Origin of the sequence: Burkholderia sp. 28_3 (assembly GCF_003253915.1) — a bacterium.
GTDB lineage: Bacteria > Pseudomonadota > Gammaproteobacteria > Burkholderiales > Burkholderiaceae > Burkholderia > Burkholderia cenocepacia.
Genome location: NZ_QKZF01000012.1, coordinates 1 through 25,205, shown reverse-complemented (window position 1 = coordinate 25,205; position 25,205 = coordinate 1). Strand labels below are relative to the sequence as shown.

27 protein-coding genes are annotated in these 25,205 nt (G+C 65.0%); 15 read left to right on the top strand and 12 right to left on the bottom strand.

All coding sequences use genetic code 11. The features are described 5' to 3' along the window. Window position 1: 1 nt before the first annotated feature. Together DFS13_RS23380 and acs are read right to left on the bottom strand one after the other, a co-directional pair. On the bottom strand, window positions 2-346 hold the full coding sequence (locus DFS13_RS23380) for a DUF4212 domain-containing protein (RefSeq protein ID WP_006482758.1): 345 nt from the start codon (window positions 344-346) through the stop codon (window positions 2-4). Between the two features lie 83 nt (window positions 347-429). Then, window positions 430-2,412 carry an acetate--CoA ligase gene (gene acs / locus DFS13_RS23375; RefSeq protein ID WP_111442193.1) on the bottom strand — a complete coding sequence of 661 codons (1,983 nt, stop codon included), beginning with the start codon at window positions 2,410-2,412 and terminating at the stop codon, window positions 430-432. Between the two features lie 319 nt (window positions 2,413-2,731). On the opposite strand from acs, the gene DFS13_RS23365 reads away from it, so the two are divergent. From DFS13_RS23365 to DFS13_RS23325, 9 genes are all read left to right on the top strand, one after another. Then, entirely contained in the window at window positions 2,732-3,640 is a 909-nt protein-coding gene (locus DFS13_RS23365; RefSeq protein ID WP_006482741.1) for a DMT family transporter, read from the top strand. Window positions 3,641-3,752: 112 nt separating this feature from the next. Further along, the gene (locus DFS13_RS23360; RefSeq protein WP_012492727.1) at window positions 3,753-4,337 is read left to right on the top strand and encodes a TIGR00645 family protein; all 585 of its coding nucleotides are present in this window, start codon (window positions 3,753-3,755) and stop codon (window positions 4,335-4,337) included. 44 nt (window positions 4,338-4,381) lie between these two features. Beyond that, window positions 4,382-5,905, top strand: a complete 1,524-nt coding sequence (locus DFS13_RS23355) for a fumarate hydratase (protein ID WP_006482750.1) — start codon at window positions 4,382-4,384, stop codon at window positions 5,903-5,905. 194 nt (window positions 5,906-6,099) lie between these two features. After that, entirely contained in the window at window positions 6,100-6,576 is a 477-nt protein-coding gene (gene bfr / locus DFS13_RS23350) for a bacterioferritin (RefSeq protein ID WP_006482753.1), read from the top strand. Between the two features lie 34 nt (window positions 6,577-6,610). Continuing rightward, window positions 6,611-7,468, top strand: coding sequence for a glutamate racemase (gene murI, locus DFS13_RS23345; protein WP_034201521.1), 858 nt, complete (start codon window positions 6,611-6,613; stop codon window positions 7,466-7,468). Between the two features lie 152 nt (window positions 7,469-7,620). Further along, window positions 7,621-7,857, top strand: a complete 237-nt coding sequence (locus DFS13_RS23340) for a bacterioferritin-associated ferredoxin (protein ID WP_006482749.1) — start codon at window positions 7,621-7,623, stop codon at window positions 7,855-7,857. A 218-nt stretch (window positions 7,858-8,075) separates the two neighbouring features. Continuing rightward, window positions 8,076-8,807 carry an energy transducer TonB gene (locus DFS13_RS23335; RefSeq protein ID WP_034201519.1) on the top strand — a complete coding sequence of 244 codons (732 nt, stop codon included), beginning with the start codon at window positions 8,076-8,078 and terminating at the stop codon, window positions 8,805-8,807. Window positions 8,808-8,842: 35 nt separating this feature from the next. After that, window positions 8,843-9,577 carry a MotA/TolQ/ExbB proton channel family protein gene (locus DFS13_RS23330; RefSeq protein ID WP_006483875.1) on the top strand — a complete coding sequence of 245 codons (735 nt, stop codon included), beginning with the start codon at window positions 8,843-8,845 and terminating at the stop codon, window positions 9,575-9,577. A gap of 13 nt (window positions 9,578-9,590) precedes the next feature. Continuing rightward, window positions 9,591-10,019: a biopolymer transporter ExbD gene (locus DFS13_RS23325; protein WP_006478310.1), complete on the top strand. Its 429-nt coding sequence runs from the start codon at window positions 9,591-9,593 to the stop codon at window positions 10,017-10,019. Window positions 10,020-10,465: 446 nt separating this feature from the next. Here DFS13_RS23325 and DFS13_RS23320 read toward each other — a convergent pair whose 3' ends face one another. Continuing rightward, complete coding sequence (locus DFS13_RS23320; protein WP_006483884.1) at window positions 10,466-11,440, bottom strand: LysR family transcriptional regulator; 975 nt, start codon at window positions 11,438-11,440, stop codon at window positions 10,466-10,468. A gap of 121 nt (window positions 11,441-11,561) precedes the next feature. On the opposite strand from DFS13_RS23320, the gene DFS13_RS23315 reads away from it, so the two are divergent. The 3 genes from DFS13_RS23315 (at window position 11,562) to hemP (ending at window position 13,401) form a co-directional block, all read left to right on the top strand. Beyond that, entirely contained in the window at window positions 11,562-12,434 is an 873-nt protein-coding gene (locus DFS13_RS23315; RefSeq protein WP_034201518.1) for a pirin family protein, read from the top strand. A 98-nt stretch (window positions 12,435-12,532) separates the two neighbouring features. Then, window positions 12,533-13,015: an SRPBCC family protein gene (locus tag DFS13_RS23310; RefSeq protein ID WP_006483882.1), complete on the top strand. Its 483-nt coding sequence runs from the start codon at window positions 12,533-12,535 to the stop codon at window positions 13,013-13,015. A gap of 140 nt (window positions 13,016-13,155) precedes the next feature. Continuing rightward, entirely contained in the window at window positions 13,156-13,401 is a 246-nt protein-coding gene (hemP, locus tag DFS13_RS23305) for a hemin uptake protein HemP (protein ID WP_006483877.1), read from the top strand. A 278-nt stretch (window positions 13,402-13,679) separates the two neighbouring features. Here hemP and DFS13_RS23295 read toward each other — a convergent pair whose 3' ends face one another. The 5 genes from DFS13_RS23295 to uvrB form a co-directional block, all read right to left on the bottom strand. After that, on the bottom strand, window positions 13,680-15,077 hold the full coding sequence (locus DFS13_RS23295; RefSeq protein ID WP_006483874.1) for a 4Fe-4S binding protein: 1,398 nt from the start codon (window positions 15,075-15,077) through the stop codon (window positions 13,680-13,682). Continuing rightward, entirely contained in the window at window positions 15,074-15,916 is an 843-nt protein-coding gene (locus DFS13_RS23290) for an FTR1 family protein (protein WP_006483868.1), read from the bottom strand. Before DFS13_RS23290 ends, DFS13_RS23295 begins: the two co-directional genes overlap by 4 nt. A 58-nt stretch (window positions 15,917-15,974) precedes the next feature. Continuing rightward, entirely contained in the window at window positions 15,975-16,307 is a 333-nt protein-coding gene (locus DFS13_RS23285; protein ID WP_006483872.1) for a cupredoxin domain-containing protein, read from the bottom strand. 55 nt (window positions 16,308-16,362) lie between these two features. Next, window positions 16,363-16,914, bottom strand: coding sequence for an iron transporter (locus tag DFS13_RS23280; RefSeq protein WP_006483880.1), 552 nt, complete (start codon window positions 16,912-16,914; stop codon window positions 16,363-16,365). 228 nt (window positions 16,915-17,142) lie between these two features. Beyond that, complete coding sequence (uvrB, locus tag DFS13_RS23275) at window positions 17,143-19,233, bottom strand: excinuclease ABC subunit UvrB (RefSeq protein ID WP_006483873.1); 2,091 nt, start codon at window positions 19,231-19,233, stop codon at window positions 17,143-17,145. A 260-nt stretch (window positions 19,234-19,493) separates the two neighbouring features. Between uvrB and DFS13_RS23265 the strand changes: the two genes are divergently transcribed. Continuing rightward, window positions 19,494-20,693: an amino acid aminotransferase gene (locus DFS13_RS23265; RefSeq protein ID WP_006483879.1), complete on the top strand. Its 1,200-nt coding sequence runs from the start codon at window positions 19,494-19,496 to the stop codon at window positions 20,691-20,693. A 118-nt stretch (window positions 20,694-20,811) separates the two neighbouring features. On the opposite strand, the gene DFS13_RS23260 is transcribed toward DFS13_RS23265, so the two are convergent. Beyond that, window positions 20,812-21,600: a 3-hydroxybutyrate dehydrogenase gene (locus DFS13_RS23260; protein ID WP_006483876.1), complete on the bottom strand. Its 789-nt coding sequence runs from the start codon at window positions 21,598-21,600 to the stop codon at window positions 20,812-20,814. Window positions 21,601-21,765: 165 nt separating this feature from the next. On the opposite strand from DFS13_RS23260, the gene DFS13_RS23255 reads away from it, so the two are divergent. Then, on the top strand, window positions 21,766-22,737 hold the full coding sequence (locus DFS13_RS23255; protein ID WP_006483886.1) for an aldo/keto reductase: 972 nt from the start codon (window positions 21,766-21,768) through the stop codon (window positions 22,735-22,737). 101 nt (window positions 22,738-22,838) lie between these two features. Continuing rightward, a complete protein-coding gene (locus DFS13_RS23250) occupies window positions 22,839-23,684 on the top strand; it encodes a 23S rRNA (adenine(2030)-N(6))-methyltransferase RlmJ (protein WP_034201517.1) in 846 nt (281 codons plus the stop codon). Between the two features lie 15 nt (window positions 23,685-23,699). Here DFS13_RS23250 and DFS13_RS23245 read toward each other — a convergent pair whose 3' ends face one another. The 3 genes from DFS13_RS23245 to cueR form a co-directional block, all read right to left on the bottom strand. Then, complete coding sequence (locus DFS13_RS23245; RefSeq protein WP_080431225.1) at window positions 23,700-24,068, bottom strand: hypothetical protein; 369 nt, start codon at window positions 24,066-24,068, stop codon at window positions 23,700-23,702. A gap of 114 nt (window positions 24,069-24,182) precedes the next feature. Beyond that, window positions 24,183-24,329: a DUF3563 family protein gene (locus tag DFS13_RS23240; protein WP_006478295.1), complete on the bottom strand. Its 147-nt coding sequence runs from the start codon at window positions 24,327-24,329 to the stop codon at window positions 24,183-24,185. A gap of 215 nt (window positions 24,330-24,544) precedes the next feature. Continuing rightward, entirely contained in the window at window positions 24,545-24,949 is a 405-nt protein-coding gene (gene cueR, locus DFS13_RS23235; RefSeq protein ID WP_006483878.1) for a Cu(I)-responsive transcriptional regulator, read from the bottom strand. Window positions 24,950-25,205: the final 256 nt, after the last annotated feature.

The window sequence follows — 25,205 nt, the reverse complement described above, 5'->3', positions numbered from 1 at the left end:
ATCAGCGCCCGCCGTTCGGATGGCCGGCGCGTGCCGCATGCTCGTCGTACGCGCGGCGCAGCGTGCGGTCCGCGCGCTGCATCAGCCCGATGTAGACGACGATCAGCACGAGGTAGACGAGAATCGCGCCCTGCGCGCCGACATAGAACGGCAGGCTGAAGCCGGCGAAGCGAATCCCGGCGAGCGCGGGCCCGAAGAACGGCACGATGAACGACACCGCGAAGCCGATCACCATCAGCACCGCGATCAACGCGACGTTGAAGCGCCAGTAGCGCGCATGCGCACGCGCGAGCGGCTCGGGAACGGGAGGTGGCGCGGCGGGCGCCGAACGGGTCGGAACGGTCATGCCGTTATGTAGCAAAAAGCCCCTGCGCGGGCAATCGGGATTGCCGCGCAGGGGCTCGCGCGTGACGCGCGACCGGCAGGCGCTCAGCGCACTTCGGTGAGCTGCTCGAGGATGGCCGGGTTCTCGAGCGTGGACGTGTCCTGCGTGATCGCCTCGCCCTTCGCGAGCGAGCGCAGCAGGCGCCGCATGATCTTGCCCGAGCGCGTCTTCGGCAGGTTGTCGCCGAAGCGGATGTCCTTCGGCTTCGCGATCGGCCCGATCTGCTTGCCGACCCAGTCGCGTAGCGTCTTCGCGAGCGCCGCCGCTTCGTCGCCTTCCGGGCGCGAACGCTTCAGCACCACGAACGCCACGACCGCCTCGCCCGTCGTATCGTCCGGACGGCCGACCACCGCTGCCTCGGCCACGAGTTCATGCGACACCAGCGCCGACTCGATCTCCATCGTGCCGAGCCGGTGGCCCGACACGTTCAGCACATCGTCGATCCGGCCCATGATCGTGAAGTAGCCGGTCTCCTTGTCGCGCACGGTGCCGTCGCCGGCCAGATAGAGCGTGCCGCCGAGCTCTTCCGGGTAGTAGCTTTTCTTGAAACGCTCCGGGTCGCCCCAGATCGTGCGGATCATCGCGGGCCACGGGCGCTTGACGACCAGAATGCCGCCTTGCCCGTTCGGCACGTCCTGCCCCGTCTCGTCGACCACCGCGGCCGTGATGCCCGGCAGCGGCAGCGTGCACGAACCCGGCACGGTCGGCGTGGCGCCCGGCAGCGGCGTGATCATGTGGCCGCCGGTCTCGGTCTGCCACCACGTATCGACGATCGGGCAGCGCTCGTGGCCGACGTGCTTGTGGTACCACATCCACGCTTCCGGATTGATCGGCTCGCCGACCGTGCCGATGATGCGCAGGCTCGACAGGTCATAGCTCTTTGGATGCACCTTGTCGTCGGCTTCGGCCGCCTTGATCAGCGAACGGATCGCGGTCGGCGCGGTGTAGAACACGGTGACCTTGTGATCGCCGATCATCTTCCAGAAGCGGCCGGCGTCCGGATACGTCGGCACGCCTTCGAACACGACCTGCGTGCCGCCGCATGCGAGCGGGCCGTAGGTGATGTACGTGTGGCCCGTGACCCAGCCGATGTCGGCCGTGCACCAGAACACGTCGTCGGGTTTCCAGTCGAAGGTCCACTTCATCGTCTGCGCGGCCCACAGCAGGTAGCCGCCCGTGCTGTGCTGCACGCCCTTCGGCTTGCCGGTCGAGCCCGACGTGTACAGGATGAACAGTGGATGCTCGGCGCCGACCCAGGTCGGCTCGCAGCGGTCGGATTCGCCGTCCACCAACTCGTGCATCCACAGGTCGCGGCCTGCATGCCAGTCGATCTTGCCGCCGGTGCGGCGATAGACGATCACGCTCTTGACCGCTTCGCAGCCGCCCAGCGCGATCGCTTCGTCGGCGATGCTCTTGAGCGGCAGCGTCTTGCCGCCGCGCGCCTGCTCGTCGGCGGTGATCAGCGCGACCGCGCCGACGTCGACGAGCCGCTCGTTCAGCGATTTCGCGGAGAAGCCGCCGAACACGACCGAGTGGGTCACGCCGATGCGCGCGCAGGCCTGCATCGCGACGATGCCTTCGATCGACATCGGAATGTAGATGACGACGCGATCGCCCTTGCCGATCCCGCGTTTCTTCAGCGCATTGGCGAAACGCGATACGCGCGCGAGGAGGTCGGCATAGGTGACGCGGGTGACGGTGCCGTCGTCGGCCTCGAAGATCACCGCGACGCGCTCACCGTGGCCGGCTTCGACGTGACGGTCGAGACAGTTGTACGACGCGTTCAGCTCGCCGTCGTCGAACCAGGTGTAGAACGGCGCGTTGCGCTCGTCGAGCACCTTCGTGAACGGCTTGTGCCACGTGAGGCCTTCGCGCGCGAGACGCGCCCAGAAGCCTTCGTAATCCTGCTCGGCCTCGGCGACGAGCGCGCGGTAGGCCGGCATGCCGGAAATGGCCGCCGTCTTCTCGAGCGCCGCGGGCGGCGCGAACTGACGGGTTTCGTGAAGAACCGATTCAATCGCAGACATCGACTACCCCTTGGTGAACATGAATCCTCTGCATGGCGGCGCGATCGTGCGCGCCGCGCGTCGTCTTGGCCGGCGCCTGCGCGCCGCTGTCTCCCACCACCCGCACGCGACCGCGAAGGCCTGCGCACGATGCTGCACCGCACCAGATCACGCGAACGTGACCCGCGGCCCGGCGGTTTCCACGATAAGCGCTCCAACTTACCCGTCACTTACGCGGCATGGCCGTTTCGTGCACCGGGCGGCGCGCATCGAGGTCAGCTTTACGCTGTTACAACCGCGACCCTACAATCCTAACTGAACTCGCCTTCCGGATTCCAGCTTGAATCGCTACGCCCTCTTCCTCATCCTGTCGATGCTCTTCGTCGGCAGCAACGTCGGTATCGGTAAATCCATCGTTGCATTCGTTCCCGTCGCCATCCTCGCCACGCTGCGCTTCGTGATCGCGATCGCCGTGCTGTGGCCGCTGTTCAGCCCCGTGAAGATGCGTGCGGTCAAGCGCGGCGAATGGCTGAACCTGTTCCTGCAGGCCTTCTTCGGCACCTTCATGTTCACGCTGCTGATGCTCAACGGCGTGCAGCGCACGAGCGCGGTGGCCGCGGGCGTCATCACGAGCACGATCCCGGCGATCGTCGCGCTGTTCGCGTGGCTGATCCTGCGTGAAAAACCGAACGGCCGTGCGCTCGTGTCGATCGCGCTCGCGATCGTCGGCGTCGTGACGATCAATCTCGCCAACGGCAGCGCATCCGGTCACGGCACGCCGGGCGACGCGTCCGGCTCGCTCACCGGCAACCTGCTGATCCTCGGCGCGGTGTGCTGCGAATCGATCTACGTGATCCTGTCGCGCCGCCTCACGCAGACGCTCGCACCGATCGACATCTGCGCGTACACGCACCTGTTCGGCCTGTTCCTGATGCTGCCGCTCGGCGCGACCGCGCTGTGGCACTTCGATTACGCGAGCGTGCCGGCCGGCACCTGGGCGCTCGTCGTCTGGTACGGACTATCGGCCAGCATCTTCTCGTTCTGGCTGTGGATGAAGGGCATCCGGCACGTGCCGGGCAGCCTCGCCGGCGTGTTCAGCGCGGTGCTGCCGATCGCCGCGGCCGCGTACGGCATCGCGTTCCTCGGGGAGCGCCCGACGCTCGCGCACGGCGTCGCGCTCGCGTGCGTCGTCGCCGGCATCGTGCTCGCGAGCCTGCGCGTGAAACGCGTGCCGGCCGCGGCCTCCTGATCCGTCCCCGGGCGTGCCGGCGCGTCGCTGCAGTCGCGCCGGCCGACGCGTTACAATAGCGCGCCTTTTCAAGATTACCCCCGATACCTGCGCACCGCGCCCGTACCCCGACATGTCCGCCCCGCACTCGCCCGGCCATCCCGGCCGTCGCCCGCTTCGCCCCCTCCCCGCGCTGATTTTCATGAGCCGCTGGCTCCAGGTTCCGCTCTATCTGGGCCTGATCGTCGCGCAGGCCGTCTACGTGTTCCTGTTCCTGAAAGAAGTGTGGCACCTGCTGTCGCATGCGACGGGCCTCGACGAAATCAGCGTGATGCTCGCCGTGCTCGGCCTGATCGACGTGGTGATGATCTCGAACCTGCTGATCATGGTGATCGTCGGCGGGTATGAAACGTTCGTGTCGCGGCTCGGCATCGAGGGCCATCCCGACGAGCCCGAATGGCTCGACCACGTGAACGCGGGCGTGCTGAAGGTCAAGCTGTCGATGGCGCTGATCAGCATTTCGTCGATCCATCTGCTGAAGACCTTCATCAACCCCGACCAGCACACGACGCACGCGATCATGTGGCAGGTGATCATCCACGTGTCGTTCCTCGTGTCGGCGCTCGTGATGGCGTGGGTCGATCGCCTGACGACGCACACGCACCCGGCCCATTTCCACGAGGCGCACGCACCCGCGGCGTCCCGACCGGCGGCCTGAACCGTCGGCAACATATTCCCCACTGTCCCCACAGAGTCTCAGCCATGACCGTCATCAAACAGGAAGACCTGATCCAGAGCATCGCGGATTCGCTGCAGTACATCAGCTACTACCACCCGCTCGACTACATCCAGGCCCTCGGCCGCGCGTACGAGCTGGAAGAGAGTCCGGCGGCGAAGGACGCAATCGCGCAGATCCTCACGAACAGCCGCATGTGCGCGGAAGGCCGCCGCCCGATCTGCCAGGACACCGGCATCGTCACGATCTTCGTGAAGGTCGGCATGGACGTGCGCTGGGACGGCGCGACGATGGGCCTCACCGACATGATCAACGAAGGTGTGCGCCGCGGCTACACGCACCCGGACAACGTGCTGCGCGCGTCGATCGTCAATCCGCCGGAAGGCGCCCGCAAGAACACCAAGGACAACACGCCGGCCGTGATCCACTACGAGATCGTGCCGGGCGACAAGGTCGACGTGCAGGTCGCCGCGAAGGGCGGCGGCTCGGAGAACAAGTCGAAGTTCGTGATGCTGAACCCGTCCGATTCGATCGTCGACTGGGTGCTGAAGACGGTCCCGACGATGGGCGCCGGCTGGTGCCCGCCGGGCATGCTCGGGATCGGCATCGGCGGCACCGCCGAGAAGGCGATGCTGATGGCGAAGGAATCGCTGATGGAGCCGATCGACATCCAGGAAATCATCGCGCGCGGCCCGAAGGACTGGATCGAGGAACTGCGTGTCGAACTGCACGAGAAGGTCAACGCGCTCGGCATCGGCGCGCAGGGCCTCGGCGGCCTCGCGACCGTGCTCGACGTGAAGATCATGGCGGCGCCGACGCACGCGGCCTCGAAGCCGGTCGCACTGATCCCGAATTGCGCGGCCACGCGCCACGCGCACTTCGTGCTCGACGGCTCGGGCCCGGCCAAGCTGGAAGCGCCGTCGCTCGACGCTTGGCCGAAGGTGCAGTGGGAACCGAACACGGAAACCAGCAAGCGCGTCGACCTGAACACGCTGACGCCGGAAGAAGTCGCGAGCTGGACGCCGGGCCAGACGCTGCTGCTGTCGGGCAAGATGCTCACCGGCCGCGACGCCGCGCACAAGCGCATCGCCGACATGCTCGCGAAGGGCGAGAAGCTGCCGGTCGACTTCACGAACCGCGTGATCTACTACGTCGGCCCGGTCGATCCGGTGCGTGACGAAGTGGTCGGCCCGGCCGGCCCGACGACGGCCACGCGCATGGACAAGTTCACCGAGACGATGCTCGCTCAGACGGGTCTGATCTCGATGGTCGGCAAGGCCGAACGCGGCCCGGTCGCGATCGACGCGATCAAGAAGCACAAGGCGGCCTACCTGATGGCGGTCGGCGGCGCGGCCTACCTCGTGTCGAAGGCGATCCGCGGCGCGAAGGTGCTCGCGTTCGAAGACCTCGGCATGGAAGCGATCTACGAGTTCGACGTGCAGGACATGCCGGTGACGGTCGCCGTCGATTCGTCGGGCACGTCGGTGCACCAGACGGGTCCGAAGGAATGGCAGGCGAAGATCGGCAAGATCCCGGTCGCCACCGCTTAAGCGCGATCGAACGAAAGGCCGGACGGGAGTCCGGCCTTTTTACTTCTCATTCTCATTATTGTGTTCGGCCGGTTATTCGAGGCTGATTCTCATTACACGCAAAAGGCAGGCCCGACAAGGCTTCGAGGCTTGGCTTTTCTCGTTCGAGCGATTATCGTTCGGTTTCTGAAGCCCCACTGAACAAGGAAACAGCCATGCAAGGCGACAAGAAAGTCATCGAATATCTGAACGCCCAACTGAAGAATGAACTCACGGCGATCAACCAGTACTTCCTGCATGCGCGCATGTACAAGCACTGGGGCCTCGACAAGCTCGGCAAGCACGAATACGACGAGTCGATCGGCGAAATGAAGCACGCCGACTGGCTGATCGAGCGCGTGTTCATGCTCGACGGCCTGCCGAACCTGCAGGACCTGCACAAGCTGCTCGTCGGCGAGGAAACCGAAGAGATCCTGAAGTGCGACCTGAAGCTCGAGCAGATCTCGCAGTCCACCTGCAAGGAAGCGATCGCCTACTGCGAATCGGTGCGCGACTACGTGTCGCGCGAGATCTTCGAAAAGATCCTCGACGACACCGAAGAGCACATCGACTGGCTCGAAACGCAGATCGACCTGATCGGCAAGGTCGGCCTGCAGAACTATCAGCAAACGATGATGGGTTCGCCCGAGTAATCGCGCCGCCTGCCAGCCTGCCGCCCGCCTGACGATGACGAACCCGTCCAACGCTACCGCGCTGCGCGCCGCCGCCCCTGTCGGCATCTTCGACTCGGGGCTCGGCGGCCTGTCGGTGCTGCGCGCCGCGCGCGCGCACCTGCCCGACGAATCGTTCGTCTACGTCGCCGACTCGCACCACGCGCCGTACGGCCCGCGCGACGAAGCCTTCATTACGGAACGCACGCTGGCCATCGGCGAGTGGCTCGCCCGCGAAGGCGCGAAAGCGCTCGTCATCGCGTGCAACACGGCAACGGCCCGGGCGATCGCGGCCATCCGCGAACGCCTGTCGATCCCGCTCGTCGGTGTCGAGCCGGGCATCAAGCCGGCCGCCGCGCTGTCCGCGACCGGCGTCGCGGGCGTCCTCGCCACGCAATCGACGTTGAACAGCCCGCGCTTCCAGGCGCTGCTCGACCGCTACGGCGCCGGCCGCCGCTTCATCTGCCAACCCGGCCACGGGCTCGTCGAAGCGATCGAACGCGGCGACACGAACTCGCCCGCGTTGCGCGCGCTGCTCGAGCGTTACATCCAGCCGATGCTCGACGACGGCGCCGATACGCTGGTACTCGGCTGCACGCACTACCCGTTCTTCACAGAAACGATTCGTGACCTTGTTGGCGAGCGCCTGACGATCGTCGACACGAGCGACGCCATCGCCCGCCAGCTTGCGCGGGTCCTCGACGAACGCGGGCTGCGCGCCCCGGCCGGCACGCACGCCGCGTCGCCGCGTTTCTGCTCGACCAGCGACGGTCTGCAGCTGCGCGCGCTCGCCTCGACGCTGCTCGGCCTCGACGCGCCGGTCGAATCCGTCACCATTTCCTCGCCGAACGCGCGCGCCTGCGCGACCGCCTGACGCGGGGGCCGGCACGCCGGACGCTCTCGGCGGCCTGACCGCCCCGCCGTTTCAAGGGTCCGATGACCTTAAAAAAAGCCCAACCCAGGCTTGTCAACGCCCGCAAAATTAATGATAATAATTCGCATTAACGTTAGCTATCGCAACTCATCATGATCGTCTGCGTGTGCAAGTCTGTTTCCGATCGCAAGATTCGCGCGTCCCTCGCCGAGGGCGTGAACTCTTTCGATGAACTCCAGTTCGAGCTCGGCGTGGCCACGTGCTGCGGCAAGTGCGAGGAGTCCGTACGCGACCTCATGGCCGAGCAAGGCGTCTGCGCGAGCCGGTGCGGTGTCGAGCATCATGCGCATCCGATCCCGGTCACGTTCTACGACCGCAAGGCGGCCTGAGCGGCGCCGAGCGTGCGCATGCGGCCCAGGCCGCATTTTTTGTTTTGACCGTCAGCAAGCCACCGTCCGCGCGAGCCAACGGCTTACCTGTCAAGGAGCCTGTGATGGAATTGCTGATCGGATTCGTAACCACCGTTTGCATCTCGCTGCTGATCTTTCGCAAGTGATGCCGATTCACCCGCCGCGCCCCGGGTGCGACGTCGTTCTTTCAAGCTAACATGCAGGCTTCGCATCTCGCTCCTGCCGGCGCCATGCCGGCTGCACCACGTATGAATCCCCGAGTGATCGTCGTCGCGGTCGGTGTGCTTGCCGCACACGCGATCATGCTGACGGCCGCGTGGCTCCATCGCAACGCGCCGCCGCCGAAATCGGTCGAGGTCCAGACGATCACCGCGCAGCTCATCACGCCCGCGCCGATCGCGCAGCAGGTCGCGGCCGAGTCGATCCCGCAGCCCGCGCCGCCGAAGCCGGTGCCGCGCGTGAAGCCGAAGGTCGAACCGAAGCCGGTGCAGAAGACGGCGAAGCCGACCCCGCAGCCGGTTGCGCCCTCGCCCGCCCCGTCGCCTACACCCGCTCCCGCCGCCGATCCGACACCGGCGCCCGCCGCGCCCGCTCCCGCCGCACCGGCCGCCACGCCGGGCCCGGCGCGCGAAACGATGCAGGTCAGCGCGCCGAAGAACGTGCCGACGCTCCAATGCAACTTCGTGAAGCCCGACTATCCGTCGATGTCGCGCCGCCGCGGCGAATCGGGCACCGCCTATGTTCACTTCGTCGTCGGCGTGACCGGCAAGATCGAAAGCATCGATCTGCAGAAGAGCAGCGGCTATCCGCGCCTCGACGATGCCGCACTCGACGCGATGCGCTCGACCACCTGCCGTCCGTACATCGAGAACGGCCAGGCGATCCGCGCCGCCCGCACACAGCCCTACAGCTTCGGGCTCACCGACTAACCTGCCTCATCCGGAAGATTCAAAGGAAACAAAAAATGCAAAGCTACGGTATCGCGCACGTCTGGGCGCAAGGTGATTTCGTCACGCGCGCCATTGCGATCACGCTGCTCGTGATGTCGGTCCTGTCGTGGATCGTGATCGTCATCAAGGGCTGGAACGTGATCCGCCTGAACCGCCTCACGAAGAACGCCGAACAGGCTTTCTGGCATTCCGACAATTTCGACGACGGCATCAAGAAGCTCGGCCTCGCCGCATCGACGCCGAACGACAACCCGTTCCTCGCGCTCGCGCTGTCGGGCAAGGAAGCCGCCGACCATCACCACCAGACGCAACCGCACCTGCACGATCGCATGGACGTGTCGGACTGGGTCACGCGCTGCCTGAAGGACACGATGGACGAAGGCATCTCGCGCATGCAGAGCGGCCTCGCGATCCTCGCATCGGTCGGCAGCACCGCGCCGTTCGTCGGCCTGTTCGGCACGGTGTGGGGCATCTATCACGCGCTGCTCGCGATCGGCGCCACCGGCCAGACGTCGATCGACCAGGTCGCGGGCCCGGTCGGCGAATCGCTGATCATGACGGCCTTCGGCCTGTTCGTCGCGATTCCGGCGGTGCTCGGCTACAACGCGCTGACCCGTGCGAACAAGGGTGTCGTCAGCAAGCTGCGCCGCTTCGCGCACGGTCTGCACGCGTACTTCGTGACGGGCGCGAGCCTCGCGTCGTCGTCGACGCGCGACGGCCTGCGTCTCGCCTCGCGCGCCGCCAGCTGAGACGAGGTGAACCATGGCCATGAACACCGGTTTCAGCGACGATGACGACGATGCCGTGATGAGCGAGATCAACATGACGCCGCTCGTCGACGTCATGCTCGTACTCCTGATCATTTTCCTCGTGACGATCCCGGCGATGCAGCATGCGGTGAAGATCGACCTGCCGCACGCCAGCAGCCAGCCCGTCGACGAAAAGCCGCAGACCGTCGACGTCGCGATCCAGGGCGACGGCACGATCCTGTGGGATGACCACACGGTCACGCGCGAACAACTGCAGGCACGGATCGCGGAAGCCGCGAAACGCACGCCGCAGCCCGAGTTGCACCTGCGCGCCGACCGCAAGGTCGCGTACGAGCACGTCGCGGAAGTGATGTCGGATGCGCAGGCAGGCGGCTTGACGAAGCTCGGCTTCGTGACGGAGCCGGGCGCAAAAGCGAAGTAACGCGCGCACGCCCCGCCGTTGCCGGCAGCAACGGCGCACTTGGCCGGCCACACCGGCCGGCCGCGCCTGGCCGGCCGCGCCTGGCCGGCCGCACCTAGCCGGCCGCACCTAACCGGCCGTACACAAAGTAAAAGGCCTTCATCGCCAGATGAAGGCCTTTTTTCATGCGCACGCGGGCGCCTTCGGGCGGCGGGCTCTTTGGCGGTATCGGTTGCGCCTCGAGCAACGCAAATGCGACTCTGCCGTGGTCTGCACGGACTGCGCGTTCTGCCCTATCTGGCTCGCAATATATGCGGCCACCTGATTTCGCTCAGAACTTCCTTCACGAAATGGGATTTCAATATAGGCCCGCCCGCGCACGCATTCAAGGTTCCGGCGATTGAAACTTGCGATTGCAGGCGACGCTTCAATGACAAAACAAATTTGCGTCGTCGTACACGCCGTGTTCAGGTCGCCGAAACATCGACCGCCGCTTCCTTCTTCGCGCGCTCAGGGCAGCCGGGCTCCTTGTACGCGCCGTGGTCGAGCTTCTCGACCAGGTAATCGACGAACGCACGTACTGCGGGCGGCATCCCTTGGCGCGACACGAACACCGCATACAACTGCGGCACCGGCAGCGTCCAGCCCGGCATCACGGGCGACAGTTGCCCCGCGCGCAGCGCGTTGCCGTACATCATCTCCGGCAGCGCGGCGATGCCGAGGCCGTCGAGCACGGCCTCGCGGATCGTCATCAGGTCGGCCGTCACGAGCCGCGGATCATGCTCGTGCACGTGGCGCGTCCCGTCCGGCGCGATCAGGTTGAATACGTGCCGGCCGTCGACGCTCGGCGTATCGAGCGTCTCGAAGCCGGTCAGGTCGTCCGGCGCCAGCGGCGGCGCATTCTGGCTCAGCAGGCTCGGCGCACCGACCAGCATCTGCTCGGTGCGCCACAGCGGCCGCACGACGATGTTGGCGTTCTGCGGCGGCTCCGAGCGCACGCGCAACGCGACGTCGATCGAATCCTCGAACAGGTCGATCACGCGATTCGTCACGCGGACATGCACCTTGACCTCCGGATAGCGGCGCAGGAATTCGGGCAGGATGCGCGACAGCATCGTCTGCGACAGCGTCACCGGCACGCTGACGCGCACCGAGCCGCGCGGCGACGCGCGCAGCTGCTGCACCGCGTTCATCGCGGCCTGCGCTTCGGCGAGCATCGCCTGGCAGTGCTGGTAGAACAGCTCCCCCGCCTCGGTCAGCGCGAGCTTGCGCGTCGAACGCTGCAGCAGGCGCACGCCGAGCGCGGCCTCCAGCTCGGTCAGGCGCCGCGACAGACGCGATTTCGAGATGCCCAGCACGCGCTCGGCGGCCGAGAAGCCGCCATGTTCGACGACCTGCGAGAAGTACATCAGGTCGTTCAGGTTATGTGCATCGATATTCATCTCATCGTTCCAATTTCAGAACAATCCATTGCGAACGGCCGCAAATCGGACGGTAAAACGCCCAATATAATAGCGCTATGTTTCAAAAATAACGCTATTCCGATGATTTCGAGGGCTTCCCATGACCACCGCTCGCTCGCTTGATCGTACCTACCCCGCGCTTCGCACCACCGAAGGCGGCGGTTTCGTGGTTCACCGTCCGTTCCCGACACGGCTGCTGATGGACTTCGATCCGTTCCTGCTGCTCGATGAAATGGGCCCGGTCGACTACGCGCCCGGCGAAGCCGTGGGCGCGCCCGACCATCCGCATCGCGGCTTCGAGACCGTGACCTACGCGCTGGACGGACGCTTCCGCCATCGCGACTCGTCCGGCCATGCCGGCACGCTCGGCCCCGGCGACGTGCAATGGATGACGGCCGGCGCCGGCGTCGTGCACAGCGAGATGCCGGACCCGGCGTTCGCGCAGGCAGGCGGACGTTCCCACGGCTTCCAGCTGTGGGTCAACCTGCCGCGGCGCGACAAGATGATCGCACCGCGCTACCAGGAGATCCCGGCCGCCCGCATTCCGACCGCGACGTCGCCGGACGGGCGCGCACGCGTGCGCGTCATCGCCGGCGAAGCATTCGGCGTCCAGGCCGCGATCGAGACGCGCACACCGATCCTCTACCAGCATTTCACACTGGAGCCCGGCGCAACGGTCACGCAGCCCGTGCCGGCCGGTTATCGCGTGTTCGCCTATCCGATCGACGGAACGGGCCGCTACGGGCCCGACAGGCAGGCTGTGGACGCACGGCACATGGTCGTCTACGGCGACGACGGCGACACCGTCACGTTCGCTGCCGGCGACACGTCGCTCGACCTGTTGCTGATCGGCGGCGTGCCGCTCAACGAACCGATCGTCCGTTACGGCCCCTTCGTGATGAATACCGAGGAGGAGATCCGGCAGGCCGTCGTCGATTACCAGACCGGTCGCATGGGTCGCATCGAAGCGTGAACCGGATCGGGGTCGCAGGTGCCGCGAAGCCGGTGGTTTTGCGTCACAATAAGTTCTTGAACCATGTGGCCACCCGCCACCAGAAGGAACCCCTCCCCTTGAACTTCGAACATCTGATCCAGATCAACTCCGACGATCCGGGCGTGCCGACCCTCACCCGCGACCAGCTCTGGGAAGGCCTCGTGCTGCGTGCGGAGCAGCCGCAACTGTTCGTGATCGGCCTCGACAGCTGCGTCATTCACGAACGCACCGACACGACGCTCGAACGCGAACTGCATTACGGTCACGCGACCGTGCGTGACCACGTGACGTTCACGCCGAATCAGCAGGTCCGCTACGACATCCGCGCGGCCGACGGCGAGATCGGCGGCTCGCTGACGATGACGATCGAAGAGCGCGACGACCGCGAACTGTTCCTGCGTTTCGAGTACCGCACGACGCTGACGGTCACGGACGACAGCGAAGAAGCACGGCAGACGCACGGGATCGTCAAGGAGGCATACCGCACGTCGGACATCGACACCGTTCGCCTGATCCGCGAATACGCGCAGGGGCGCAAGGACCCTGATCCGCTGCACTGAACCCGGCGGCGGCCTGCGGGCCGCCGCTTTTGATTCAAGCTATCAGTCTCGGCATTTCGATCGATAAAGAGTTTTTGTAAATGGGAATAGTTATCATTTAGAATTCATTCCATCGTATCGACAGTCACCGATCAAACCGAATGACCGACACCATGCGCCCGACCACGCTGACCCTGCGCCGCACGACCGGCACCGCAGCCAGCAGCCGTCAGAAGACGGCAGCGGTCACCACGCCGGCGAAACCCGCCGGCAACCGCGATGCAGGCACGCGGGTCGTCAACAGCGATACGCTGCTGCAAGGCCAGAGCCACATCAGCATCGCGCATAACGGAGAGACTTATCAGTTGCGCGCCACGCGGCTCGGCAAACTGATCCTGACGAAGTAACGACCGAGTATTGTGGGGACCACCTCCCTGAGAGGTGTTGGGCAGTAGCCAGCGTAACGGCTTGCACGCGAGATCTAGACCCCTTCGTGCAAACACACTCAAGCAGCCGTTGCAGCAAGCCAAGCCACTTTTTTGGTTCTCGCACAAGGAAGAAAAAAAGCGACACGTCCAACGACGTGTCGCTTTTTTGTTCGAGCCGCGAATGGGCCCGGCATGCGGCCCGCGTGTATGTGGCCGCACAACGCACGACGGCCGAAGAAAGCGGCATGCAAGCCGCTTCAGAATCCCCAGAACATCAACCACCATGCGCTGTCGACGACGGCCAGCCCGACGGCGAACCACGCGAATGCCGCGAGCCGGCGCGGCCATGCCGCATAGCGCCCCGTCACCTTCCACGCGAGCCACGCGCTCCACACGTTGGCACCGACCAGAATCGCGATGCGCACATCGGTTGCCCAGCCGAGCGGCACATGCTCGGCGCGCAGCAACGACAGCGTCGTGGCCGACAGTCCGAGGAACACGCCCGCACCCGCGATCGGGATCAGCGCCTGGGCGAGGTGATGCAAACGCACGCGATCGAAGCGGCCGAGCATCAGCGTTGCGCCGGCCAGCAACACCAGCAACGCCGTGCCGTACACGAGCCCGGTACCGACGATATAGCTGACGACCAGCCCGCCATCGAGCCAGGAGAAGACGTCGTTGCGATCCGGGTAGTGCGTGAGCAGGAACCACGGCGCATTGGTCTCGAGCGGCCACGTGATGTCGTGGTCGATCAGCCAGCCCGCGAGCCATTGCTTGATCTGCACGAACCACGGGCTGACGGTCCAGTGGAACGCGCCGATCGCCACGCCGAGCAGGCCGTAGAGAATCAGTGCGGTGTCCCACGGGTTGGCCTGCTCCGCACCGAGGTTCACGACCTCGTCGGACGGCGAGCGCAGCGACAGCGAAATCGCGTCGCGATGCCCGCTGCAACGACCGCACATATGGCAGGCCGCCGCACCCTTCATGTTGCGCAACGGCACGAGCGGTGCGCAGTTGATCGGAATCACGCGATGGCCGTGCTCGCCGTTCTTGTACGAACGGCGCCACGCATCCTCGTCGACCTTGTAGCGCATCGGCGCGAGCCGCGCGAGCAGCCCGAACACGCCGTTGACCGGGCACAGGTACTTGCACCACACGCGTTTTTCGCGACCGTACAGCACGCCGATCACGATCGCGCCGACGGTCGAGCCGCCGAGCACGAACAGCACCGCGAGCGGGTACTGGTACACGCTCACCATCTGTCCGTAGATCGTCGTGATGCCGAACGCGACGAACGGCCAGCCGCCCCACCGGATCCAGCGCGGAATCGGGCCGCCGCGGCCGAACTTGCTCGCGTATTCGGTGAGCGCGCCCTCCGGACACAGCACGCCGCACCAGACGCGTCCGAGCATCACCATCGACAGCAGCACGAACGGCCACCAGATGCCCCAGAACGCGAATTGCGCGATGAGCGTGAGGTTGTTCCACAGATGCGCGGAATCGTCCGGCAGCGGCAACACGGCCGGCACGATGATCAGGAACGCGTAGACGGCGACGACGATCCACTGGATACCGCGGATCAGCGCACCGTGGCGCTGCATCCACTGGCCGGCCTGCGCGAGCCAGCCTGGCTTGACGGCGGCGACAACGCTCATGCCGCGCGACCCGCAGCAACGGCCGGACGGCGGCTCGCGCGCTTCATCAGCAGCCAGACGACCGCCCAGTAGACCGCATAGGCCACCAGGTTGGTCAGCGCCGGGTGTGCGCGATAGCCGGTCAGCGTCGCGACGAGCGAGCCGAACGTGCCCGAATCATCGAGGATCGCGGACGTATCCCACACCTGCGAAATGCCGAGCGGCAGGATTTCCTTGTCGATCAGCTTGTCGACGCCGGTCTGGAACAGGCCCGCACCGAGGAACAGCAGCATCACTTCGGTGACGCGGAAGAAATGCCGCCACGAGAAGTACTTGCCGCCGAGCTGCAGCAGATAGAACGTGAGGAACGCGAGACCGAGACCGATCACGACCGCGAGCATCTGGCTGCCGTCGACGTGGCCCGACTGGCCGAAACCGAGGCCGTACAGGAAGATCACCGTCTCGCTGCCTTCACGCGCGATCGCGAGCGCGACCAGCACGGCGACGCCCCACCAGTTCGAATCGCGCGTGCTTTGCTGCAGCGATTGCTCCATGTCGCGCTTCAGCGTGCGCCCGTGCCGGCGCATCCACAGCACCATCTGCACGATCAGCACGCACGCGATCAGCACCATCGCCGTCTGGAAATAATCCTGCGCGTCGCCGGACAACACTTCGGTGAACCCGACCAGCGCGGCGCCGAGGCCGACGGCCATCAGCAGGCCGACAGCGACACCGGCCCAGAGGAAAGGCAGGCCGCGGCGCGCGTCGTCGTCGCCGTTTTTCAGCCATGCATAGAGAATGCCGACGACGAGCAGCGCTTCGACGCTCTCCCGCCAGACGATGAACAAGATCTGACCCATCGATACCTCCTGACGCGCGGGGCAAGGGACTGGCGCGCCCGCGCGCAGATAAAACGCGTTACTTCGCGACGATCACGCCCTGAGCCTGCTGGTGGAAATCGTCGAAAAACTTGTATTCGCCCGGCGACAGCGGGGCGACGACCACGAATGAATCGGCGCCCGGCGCGAGCACCTTCTCCTTGCGCAACTGCACGCTCTCGAATTCGGCGGCGCCCTTGCCGGTGTTCCTGATCTCGATCTTGAAACGCTGGCCGGCCGGCACTTCGATGCGGGCGGGCGTCAGTTTGCCATCCGTCATCTCGAGCTTGAACGTCGGCAGATCGGCCGCATGCGCCGCGCCGGCAAGCCACAGCGCAGCGGCTGCGGTAACGATTTTCTGGGGAATTTTCATTCTGGGTTCTCTACGCCGACGGCGCGCCGAAGCGCGCCGTTCGTGATGCCACCGATCAGTAACCGCCCTTCTTGCCGATACCGGCGAACGGGAAGTCGTACTCGAGCGTGATGGGCTTGAACCACGGGCCCACGCCCGTTTCCTTGTCGACGTGGCGACCGAACGCCATGTGGCCCGACTGCATCGGCGGCTTGACGACCATCGTCAGGTGATACTTGCCGGGGCCGGCGAGCTTCACGTTGTCGCCGTAGTGCGGGCCGTCGCTCGCGACCATGCCCATCAGGTCGCCTTCGGCCTTCCACTTCGTGTCGCCCTGCTTCGTCAGCTTGTACGTGACCTGCAGGTACGGCATCCAGTCGCCTTCCGCGAAACCGGTCGGGTTGTTCTTGACCGCATGGATGTCGGCCTCGAGGTGAATGTCGGAATCCGACGCCTTGCGCATCATGCCTTCCGGGTCCATCGTGATCGGCTGCAGGTACACCGCGCCGATTTCCATGCCGCCCTGGATCTGCTGCTTGCCGATCGGATACTCGGCCGCCGAGGCCGACATCGCGGCAAGCGCCGCCGCTACCGCAACCGTCGTGCGGATGAACGAAGAACCCAACATGGACACTCCTTGTTATTTGTCTGACTATCTTGACGACATGCGAGCGACCCGCCTGGGCCACCCGCTGGAAACACTAACGCGACGAAGAACGTTAATGCGAACTATTCTCAATACATGCGGAGTTTAGCACCGAACCCGTTTCGGAACAAACGGAGAGCGCCGTAAACCCCTGATCCGACAAGGCTTACAGGCGCTTTACCAAAAGGATTCAGTGACGCTTGGAAAGATTTACCGACCGCCGCTGATGTGGTCGCCGACGTTCGCGCCGAACACGCGTTCGCGCAGCACGGCAAGCTGGTCGCGGGTGGCGGCGGCTTTCTCGAATTCGAGGTTCTTCGCGTAGTCGGCCATCTGCTTCTCGAGACGCTTGATTTCCTTCGCGAGTTGCTTTTCCGACATGTCCTCGAATTTCGCGCGCTGCTGCGCCTCCTTCAACTCCGCACGCGCGTCGTCGGCGTTGTAGACGCCGTCGATGATGTCCTTGATGCGCTTCACGACGCCGCGCGGCGTAATGCCCATCTTTTCGTTGTAGGCGATCTGCTTCGCGCGGCGCCGCTCGGTTTCGCCGATCGCGCGCTTCATCGACTCGGTCATGTTGTCCGCGTAGAGGATCGCCTTGCCGTTCACGTTCCGCGCGGCGCGGCCGATCGTCTGGATCAGCGAGCGCTCGGCGCGCAGGAAGCCTTCCTTGTCCGCGTCGAGGATCGCGACGAGCGACACTTCGGGAATGTCCAGCCCCTCTCGCAGCAGGTTGATCCCGACCAGCACGTCGAACGTGCCGAGCCGGAGGTCGCGGATGATCTCGACGCGCTCGACCGTGTCGATGTCGCTGTGCAGGTAACGCACCTTGACGCCATGGTCGGCCAGGAACTCGGTCAACTGTTCGGCCATGCGCTTCGTCAGCACGGTGATCAGCACGCGCTCGCCGGCCTTCACGCGGGCGTTGATCTCGGTCAGCACGTCGTCGACCTGCGAGCTCGCCGGGCGCACTTCGATTTCCGGATCGACGAGGCCCGTGGGTCGCACGACCTGCTCGGCGATCTGCCCCGTCACGCGCTTCTCGTAATCGGCCGGCGTGGCCGACACGAACACGACCTGGCGCATCTTGCGTTCGAACTCGTGGAACTTCAGCGGCCGGTTGTCGAGCGCCGACGGCAGGCGGAAGCCGTAATTGACGAGGTTTTCCTTGCGCGCGCGGTCGCCGTTGTACATCCCGTTGAGCTGGCCGATCAGCACGTGCGATTCGTCGAGCAGCATCAGCGCATCGGGCGGCAGGTAGTCGACGAGCGTCGGCGGCGGATCGCCGGGCGCCGCGCCCGAGAAATGCCGCGAATAGTTCTCGATGCCCTTGCAGAAGCCGAGCTCCTGCAGCATCTCGAGATCGAAGCGCGTGCGCTGCTCGAGGCGCTGCGCCTCGACGAGCTTGCCCTCGCGATGGAAGAACTCGAGCCGTTCGCGCAGTTCGTCCTTGATCGTCTCGACCGCGCGCATCACGGTGTCGCGCGGCGTCACGTAGTGCGACGACGGATACACGGTGAAGCGCGGAATCTTCTGCCGCACGCGCCCGGTCAGCGGATCGAACAGCTGCAGCGTCTCGACTTCGTCGTCGAACAGTTCGACGCGCACGGCCATTTCCGCATGTTCGGCCGGGAAGATGTCGATCGTGTCGCCGCGCACGCGGAACGTGCCGCGCTGGAAATCCTGCTCGTTGCGCGTGTATTGCATCGCGATCAGCCGCGCGATCACGTCGCGCTGGCCGAGCTTGTCGCCCGTACGCAGCGTCAGGATCATCTGGTGGTATTCGGACGGGTTGCCGATACCGTAGATCGCCGACACGGTCGCGACGATCACCACGTCGCGACGCTCCATCAGGCTCTTCGTCGCCGACAGCCGCATCTGTTCGATGTGCTCGTTGATCGACGAATCCTTCTCGATGAACAGGTCGCGCTGCGGCACGTAGGCCTCAGGCTGGTAGTAGTCGTAGTACGACACGAAGTACTCGACCGCGTTGCGCGGGAAGAACTCGCGGAACTCCGCGTAAAGCTGGGCCGCGAGCGTCTTGTTCGGCGCGAACACGATCGCCGGGCGGCCGAGCCGCGCGATCGTGTTGGCCATCGTGAAGGTCTTGCCCGAACCCGTCACGCCGAGCAGCGTCTGGAAGGCAAGGCCGTCGCCGACGCCTTCGACGAGCGTGTCGATCGCGGTCGGCTGGTCGCCCGCGGGCGGATACGGCTGGTAAAGCTGGAACGGCGACCCTTCGAAAGTGACGAATTTGGATTCGTCGAGCGCGTCGCCGACTTCGGCATGATGTTCGGACATGGAATGCGGCCGGAGCAAGGGCAAAGAAAGCATTCTAGCGCTTCGCGGCCGCGCGAACTGCTGTCGGCTCCTGCCGCGCGACGGCCGCCCGAAATCGCGATTCGCCGCCGAAACGCGACGGAATCACCGCCCCCGCCAGCGCGAATTCGCTACAATATCAGGCTGCTGCGCTTTCCGGCGTCGCGCCGTGGGCGCGCGGTCCGCTGCGCCCGTCCCGCCGGCTGAAAGCCTGACCCTCTTTTCACTACTGCCGAATCATCATGTCGCTCTTCTCCGCTGTCCAGCTTGCTCCCCGCGACCCGATCCTGGGCCTGAACGAAGCCTTCAACGCCGATGCGCGTCCGACCAAGGTCAACCTCGGCGTTGGCGTGTACACGAACGAAGACGGCAAGATTCCGCTGCTGCGCGCGGTGCGCGAAGCGGAGAAGGCACGTGTCGAGGCCGGCCTGCCGCGCGGCTACCTGCCGATCGACGGGATCGCCGCCTACGATGCGGCCGTGCAGAAGCTGCTGCTCGGCAACGATTCGCCGCTGATCGCGGCGGGCCGCGTGGTCACGGCCCAGGCACTGGGCGGCACGGGCGCGCTGAAGATCGGCGCCGATTTCCTGCGCACCGTGAATCCGAACGTGAAGGTCGCGATCAGCGATCCGAGCTGGGAAAACCACCGCGCGCTGTTCGAAGCGGCCGGCTTCGAAGTCGTCGCCTACCCGTATTACGACGCGGCCACCAACGGCGTGAACTTCGAAGGCATGCTGTCGGCGCTGAACGGCTACGCGGCAGGCACGGTCGTCGTGCTGCACGCGTGCTGCCACAACCCGACCGGCGTGGACCTGACCGAAGCGCAATGGCAACAGATCGTCGACGTCGTGAAGGCGCGCAACCTCGTGCCGTTCCTCGACATGGCCTACCAGGGCTTCGGCGAGAACATCGACGCCGATGCCGCTGCCGTGCGCCTGTTTGCCGCGGCCGACCTGAACGCATTCGTGTCGTCGTCGTTCTCGAAGTCGTTCTCGCTGTACGGCGAGCGCGTCGGCGCGCTGTCGATCATCACGTCGAGCAAGGAAGAAGCCACGCGCGTGCTGTCGCAACTGAAGCGCGTGATCCGCACGAACTACTCGAACCCGCCGACCCACGGCGGCGCGGTGGTCGCAGCGGTGCTCGCGTCGCCGGAACTGCACGCTTCGTGGGTGCAGGAACTCGGCGAAATGCGCGATCGCATCCGCGCGATGCGCAATGGTCTCGTCGAGCGCCTGAAGGCAAGCGGCGTCGATCGCGATTTCAGCTTCATCAACGCACAGCGCGGGATGTTCTCGTATTCGGGCCTGACCTCGGCGCAAGTCGATCGCCTGCGCGACGAGTTCGGCATCTATGCGGTCGGCACGGGCCGGATCTGCGTCGCCGCGCTGAACACGCGCAACCTCGACGCGGTCGCCAATGCGGTCGCAGCAGTCCTGAAGTAAAGCCGCGTCGGGCGGCAGCCGTCACCAGGCCCGCCCTGCCGACATGAAAAACGCGCTCCACGGAGCGCGTTTTTTTGTACCGTTCGGCGCGGTGGGCGGCTATGCCGCCCGCCCCGCGTTACTGCATGAACCAGCCGTGGCTGACGACCACCGACTGGCCCGTGAGCGCGGCGCTCGGGAACGCCGACAGGAACAGCACCGTCTGCGCGACGTCCTGCACCGTCGTGAACACGCCGTCGACCGTGTTGCCGAGCATCACCTTCTTGATCACTTCCTCTTCGCTGATGCCGAGCTCCTTCGCCTGTTCCGGAATCTGCTTGTCGACCAGCGGCGTGCGCACGAAGCCCGGACACACGACGTGCGAGCGCACGTTGTGCTTCGCGCCTTCCTTCGCCAGCACGCGCGCCAGGCCGAGCAGACCGTGCTTGGCCGTCACGTACGCCGACTTCAGCGGCGACGCTTCGTGCGAGTGCACCGAACCCATGTAGATCACGACGCCGCCGCGATCGTCCTTGTACATGTGCTTGAGCGCGGCCTTCGTCGTCAGGAACGCGCCGTCCACGTGGATCGCCTGCATCTTCTTCCAGTCGGCGAACGAGTAGTTCTCGATCGGGTTGACGATCTGGATGCCCGCGTTCGACACGAGGATGTCGACCGAGCCGAACGCTTCGGCCACCTTGTCGATGCCGGTGTTTACGGCTTCCTCGTTGGTCACGTCCATCGCGACGCCGATCGCCTTGCCGCCTGCCTTGTTGATCTCGTCGGCGACCGCGTTCGCGCCGTCCTGGTTCAGGTCGGCGATCGCGACGGCCGCGCCTGCCTTGGCGAGCTCCAGTGCGATTTCTTTGCCGATGCCGCTCGCGGCGCCCGTGACGACTGCGGTCTTGCCGCTCAGATCTGCTGCCATATCCGTCTCCTCCCGTTATCGGATCGAATAAAACACGCGCCCGCCGCATCCGCGCTCATCGCGAAATCGTGGCGGCGTGCCAAGCGTCATTGTGCACGATCGGCCCCGCCGTTCGCGTGCAAAACGTCTAAGCTTAAGGTCGGTTCCGTTCAGCAGGAGATTCTCATGCACTATCGACGGCTAGGCCGCTCCGGCCTGCAAATCAGCGAGCTTTCCCTCGGGTCGTGGGTGACATACGGCAACCAGGTCGATCAGCGGGTCGCGCGCGAATGCCTCGCCGCGGCACGCGATGCGGGCGTCAATTTCTTCGATAACGCCGAGGTCTACGCCGGCGGCAAATCCGAGGAAATCATGGGCCACGCGCTCAAGTCGCTCGACTGGCCGCGCGTCAGCTATATCGTGTCCACGAAGTTCTTCTGGGGGCTCGCGGAAGCCCCGAATCAGTATCACACGCTGAACCGAAAATACCTGCTGAATGCGATCGACGGCTCGCTGCGCCGGCTGCAGCTCGACTATGTGGACCTCGTCTATTGCCATCGTCCCGATCCCCATACGCCGATCGAGGAAACCGTCTGGGCGATGAGCGACATGATCGTGCGCGGCAAGGCGCTGTACTGGGGCACGTCGGAATGGAGCGCCGACGAGATCCGCGCGGCATGCGAGATCGCCGAGCGGCATCATCTGCACAAGCCGGTCGTCGAACAGCCGCAGTACAACCTGTTCCACCGCACCCGGGTCGAGCAGGAATATGCGCGGCTCTACGACGATTACGGCCTCGGCCTCACGACCTGGAGCCCGCTGGCGTCGGGGCTGCTCACCGGCAAGTACCGCAACGGCGTGCCAGCCGGCAGCCGCGCGCAGTTGCAGGGCTACGACTGGATGCGCGAACGGCTGACCGATCGGGCCGCCAACGACATCGTCGAGCGGCTCGGCGAGATCGCCGCCGAACTCGGCTGCAGCACCGGCCAGTTGGCGATCGCGTGGGTACTGTCGAATCCGCGCGTGAGTTCGGTCATCACGGGTGCATCGCGGATCGACCAGATCGGCGACAACATGCGCGCGCTCGAGGTTGCCGCGAAGCTGACGCCGGATGTGAAGCAACGCATCGAGGCGGTGGTCGGCGACGCATACGAGTGAGGCGACTCGCGTACAATACGCGGCCGCATCGGCGCGCGGCCTCACGGCCGCGCACGATCGCCCGCTTTCATCGATTCACCCTTCGTTTCAGGCAGCCAGCCATGCTCAGTTATCGTCACGGTTTTCACGCAGGCAACCACGCGGACGTGCTCAAGCACGCCGTCGTCGTCCAACTGCTGCGCTACCTGAACAAGAAAGACAAATCGTACTGGTACATCGATACGCACGCGGGCGCCGGCGTGTACTCGCTGCGCGACGGTTATGCAGCGAAGACGTCGGAATTCGATACCGGCATCGGCCGACTGTGGAACGAAAAGAACCTGCCGGAGGCGCTCGGCGACTATGTGGATGAAGTCCGCGCGCTGAACGACGACGGCGAACTGCACTTCTACCCGGGTTCACCGTACATCGCATGGCGATCGATGCGCGAGCAGGATCGTATGCGCCTGTTCGAAATGCACACGACGGAAATCGATGTGCTGCGCCACAATTTCCGCGATGCGGGGCGACGCGCGATGATCTTCGCCGGTGACGGCTTCGAAGGTATCAAGGCGCTGCTGCCGCCGCCGCCGCGACGTGCACTCGTGCTGATCGATCCGTCCTACGAGGACAAGAAGGACTACGCGCGCACGGTGAGCTGCGTGACGGAATGCCTGAAGCGTTTCGCGACCGGCTGCTATGCCATCTGGTATCCGCAGGTCACGCGGACGGAATCGCAGCGCTTTCCCGAGCAGTTGAAGCGCCTGCAGCCGAACAACTGGCTGCACCTGACGCTGACGGTGTCGAATCCGCCGACCGACGGGCTGGGCCTCTACGGCAGCGGGATGTTCATCCTCAATCCGCCGTATACGCTCGCCCAGAGCATGAACGAGGTTCTGCCCTACCTGGTCGAGATGCTGGGACAGGATAGCGGCGCTCGCTGCCAGATCGAGCACCGCGGCAACTGATCCGGCGACCGGCCGTTACGGCTGCGGTCGCGGCGCGAGCCTCGGCTGATAGGCGGGTTGCCCGTCCCACGCGGGAACATTGATATACGGGGCGACGAACAATGGAACCGACGTGTTCGGCGCCTGCCCGGCCGGAGCGCGCATGCCTGCCGGCTCGACGATCGGCTGCGACGACAGCGGTGCCGTCTGCAGCACCCATCCGCCCTTGCCGTCCTGGATACCGCGCTGCGTATCGAGCACCAGCGGTTTGGACGATGTCGCGGCACCAGCCGCGAGGCCATGGACGAGCACAGCCGCGCCCACAACGAGACGCGCGCGGGCACTGCGACGCACATCGACACCCAAACGCATGATCGTGTCCTTCAGGATGAAAAGCAGGTCCATACCATAGCGCTGCACCGACGATTTCGCCAGATCCGACGCACAAAAAAACAAAGCCCCGTCAATACGGGGCTTGCTTATCGTTCGGCGCCGCTCGGCACCTGACGGGGACTGCGATTACAGCGAGTAGCCGTTGGTTTCGAGCGAGCGGATGCGGCTCTCGAGCTGGACGATGTCCGACGACGTGGCGAGGTAAGCCTCACGGCGCTCACGTTCTGCGGATTCGAACCAGTTGCTCAGCTTTTCGACGATGTAGGCGATCATGACGTTCTCCAAGGAAGAGGGACCCCTGGTGAATCGAGATTCAGGGATTTCCCGTATAGGGTTATCCCGAATTATAGCGACGCCGCACCAAGATGCTAGTGAAATACTTGCATGGCAACCATTCCCATTTGGAATGGACTGAGGCGAACATCACATAACCCGTTGATTTTAATGGATATTGCTCCAGGGCTTGTTTTTAGGCTCGAGAACACGCACTAATTTGGTTCATCGACCGGGTCGGCGAGGCGCGCCAAAATCGGGCATTCAGGTCGTCCGTCACCATGGCAGTGCGCGGCGAGGTCGGCCAGCGTGTCGCGCATGTCGCTCAGCTCCGCGATGCGTTTGTCGAGTTCGGCCACATGCTCGAGAGCAATCGATTTCACTTCGGCGCTTGCGCGTGAGCGATCCTGCCAGAGCATCAGCAGCTTGCGAATGTCCTCGACGAGAAAGCCGAGCCGTCGCGCCTGACGGATGAACCGCAGAGTATGGACTTCGTCCGCGCCGTAGATCCGGTAGCCGGCATCGGTGCGCTTGCTCGGCGCAAGAAGGCCGACTTGTTCGTAGTACCGGATCATTTTTGCGCTGACCCCGGATTCGCGCGACGCGTCGCCGATATTCATTCCTCGCCCTCTGCCCTCAAAACCTGGTTTCGAACACGAACGTCGGCGGATGCCATTGTCGACGACAGTTCGATCGTATCAAATCGCGGGACTTTGTTCGGGGGACGGCCTGGTGGCGGGAGCCGGAGGATCTGATCTGGCGCGCATACCGTTTCGCGCTTCGCCGCACGCTTTTCTGGCGCACCAATGCAAAAACCCCCGCCTTTCGAGCGGGGGTTTCTGGCTTAGGGAGCCTGACGATTACCTACTTTCACAC

Excerpts from the sequence above, each read along its gene's own strand:
- DFS13_RS23240 (WP_006478295.1), bottom strand. The coding sequence starts at position 24,329 with ATGATCGCCTACATCGTCGAAAAGCTGAGCAACTGGTTCGAATCCGCA.
- DFS13_RS23260 (WP_006483876.1), bottom strand. The coding sequence starts at position 21,600 with ATGGCAGCAGATCTGAGCGGCAAGACCGCAGTCGTCACGGGCGCCGCG.
- DFS13_RS23250 (WP_034201517.1), top strand. The coding sequence starts at position 22,839 with ATGCTCAGTTATCGTCACGGTTTTCACGCAGGCAACCACGCGGACGTG.
- DFS13_RS23360 (WP_012492727.1), top strand. The coding sequence starts at position 3,753 with ATGTCCGCCCCGCACTCGCCCGGCCATCCCGGCCGTCGCCCGCTTCGC.
- DFS13_RS23355 (WP_006482750.1), top strand. The coding sequence starts at position 4,382 with ATGACCGTCATCAAACAGGAAGACCTGATCCAGAGCATCGCGGATTCG.
- hemP (WP_006483877.1), top strand. The coding sequence starts at position 13,156 with ATGACCGACACCATGCGCCCGACCACGCTGACCCTGCGCCGCACGACC.
- cueR (WP_006483878.1), bottom strand. The coding sequence starts at position 24,949 with ATGAATATCGGCGACGCGTCGCGCGAATCCGGGGTCAGCGCAAAAATG.
- bfr (WP_006482753.1), top strand. The coding sequence starts at position 6,100 with ATGCAAGGCGACAAGAAAGTCATCGAATATCTGAACGCCCAACTGAAG.
- DFS13_RS23330 (WP_006483875.1), top strand. The coding sequence starts at position 8,843 with ATGCAAAGCTACGGTATCGCGCACGTCTGGGCGCAAGGTGATTTCGTC.
- DFS13_RS23340 (WP_006482749.1), top strand. The coding sequence starts at position 7,621 with ATGATCGTCTGCGTGTGCAAGTCTGTTTCCGATCGCAAGATTCGCGCG.
- DFS13_RS23295 (WP_006483874.1), bottom strand. The coding sequence starts at position 15,077 with ATGAGCGTTGTCGCCGCCGTCAAGCCAGGCTGGCTCGCGCAGGCCGGC.
- DFS13_RS23280 (WP_006483880.1), bottom strand. The coding sequence starts at position 16,914 with ATGTTGGGTTCTTCGTTCATCCGCACGACGGTTGCGGTAGCGGCGGCG.
- DFS13_RS23325 (WP_006478310.1), top strand. The coding sequence starts at position 9,591 with ATGGCCATGAACACCGGTTTCAGCGACGATGACGACGATGCCGTGATG.
- DFS13_RS23290 (WP_006483868.1), bottom strand. The coding sequence starts at position 15,916 with ATGGGTCAGATCTTGTTCATCGTCTGGCGGGAGAGCGTCGAAGCGCTG.
- DFS13_RS23320 (WP_006483884.1), bottom strand. The coding sequence starts at position 11,440 with ATGAATATCGATGCACATAACCTGAACGACCTGATGTACTTCTCGCAG.
- murI (WP_034201521.1), top strand. The coding sequence starts at position 6,611 with ATGACGAACCCGTCCAACGCTACCGCGCTGCGCGCCGCCGCCCCTGTC.
- DFS13_RS23265 (WP_006483879.1), top strand. The coding sequence starts at position 19,494 with ATGTCGCTCTTCTCCGCTGTCCAGCTTGCTCCCCGCGACCCGATCCTG.
- DFS13_RS23315 (WP_034201518.1), top strand. The coding sequence starts at position 11,562 with ATGACCACCGCTCGCTCGCTTGATCGTACCTACCCCGCGCTTCGCACC.
- DFS13_RS23335 (WP_034201519.1), top strand. The coding sequence starts at position 8,076 with ATGCAGGCTTCGCATCTCGCTCCTGCCGGCGCCATGCCGGCTGCACCA.
- DFS13_RS23255 (WP_006483886.1), top strand. The coding sequence starts at position 21,766 with ATGCACTATCGACGGCTAGGCCGCTCCGGCCTGCAAATCAGCGAGCTT.
- acs (WP_111442193.1), bottom strand. The coding sequence starts at position 2,412 with ATGTCTGCGATTGAATCGGTTCTTCACGAAACCCGTCAGTTCGCGCCG.
- uvrB (WP_006483873.1), bottom strand. The coding sequence starts at position 19,233 with ATGTCCGAACATCATGCCGAAGTCGGCGACGCGCTCGACGAATCCAAA.
- DFS13_RS23245 (WP_080431225.1), bottom strand. The coding sequence starts at position 24,068 with ATGGACCTGCTTTTCATCCTGAAGGACACGATCATGCGTTTGGGTGTC.
- DFS13_RS23380 (WP_006482758.1), bottom strand. The coding sequence starts at position 346 with ATGACCGTTCCGACCCGTTCGGCGCCCGCCGCGCCACCTCCCGTTCCC.
- DFS13_RS23285 (WP_006483872.1), bottom strand. The coding sequence starts at position 16,307 with ATGAAAATTCCCCAGAAAATCGTTACCGCAGCCGCTGCGCTGTGGCTT.